This is a genomic window from Escherichia sp. AM3, assembly GCF_032029835.1.
GTDB classification, from domain to species: Bacteria; Pseudomonadota; Gammaproteobacteria; order Enterobacterales; family Enterobacteriaceae; genus Escherichia; species Escherichia coli.
In genome coordinates this window covers 1-706 of sequence record NZ_JAVUPQ010000466.1, presented here as the reverse complement: position 1 = coordinate 706, position 706 = coordinate 1, and the positions used below count along the sequence as shown (strand labels likewise).

The following is a 706-nucleotide window of genomic DNA, read 5'->3' as shown; positions in this document are numbered from 1 at the left end:
ATTATGCAGGTGTAAAACGGGCTGTATTGATCCGAAATATGGGTATAAAACTGACGTCCAGGCTCGTGCCCATATTTCGGGTTAACCTGCCCTGCGTAGCGGCCTGAGCTGCCGGTTCTGAAATTTTGTCCATCTGATGATGACGTTGTTCCGTCTCCCCAAAATGCCGCCAACGGTCTTTTCCCCTGCGCATTTACCAGCTCTGCAAGAGCGGCTGAATAGGTTTCGTCACGGATGTACCATGCCTGAATATCTTCGAGTGATGATTTGGTGCTCCCGGGGCAGGCTTCTGCCATTTTGGTCAGGCCAAGATTGATGCCATCCGCAAGAATGGTGGTGAGGAGCAAGCGGGTATCGGGACGGGCAATGTCATTTTTTATATGCGAAAAATGTCGGGTAAACGTCGTCCAGCTGTTTACCTCATCGAGAAGTTCCGTGATTTTAGGTCGCGGTAGCATGCTGTAAACCAGCTCTGCCAGCGGTGAAACCTGCGCCGGAACGCAGTTATCCAGCGGAGAGACTTTTACGCCCCTGTCGGATATTTCCACATCGGGCAGTTCACCAAGGGCAGCCATGGCATTGACCTCTTCAAGTCTGGACTGAAGCAGGGTCATACGGCTGGTAATGTACTCATGATAATCAGCAGATACGGGCAGTGGCAGTGCCGGTGTGAGTTTGTCAAAGTCCTTCTCGGGTATGAGGTAAT

The 706-nt window shown here is 51.4% G+C and carries 1 protein-coding gene; it reads right to left on the bottom strand.

Going from position 1 to position 706, the window contains the following annotated elements; all coding sequences use genetic code 11:
- Positions 1 to 706: Tn3 family transposase (locus RTW80_RS26630; protein ID WP_312721091.1), on the bottom strand; the 706-nt coding region annotated here is incomplete at both ends.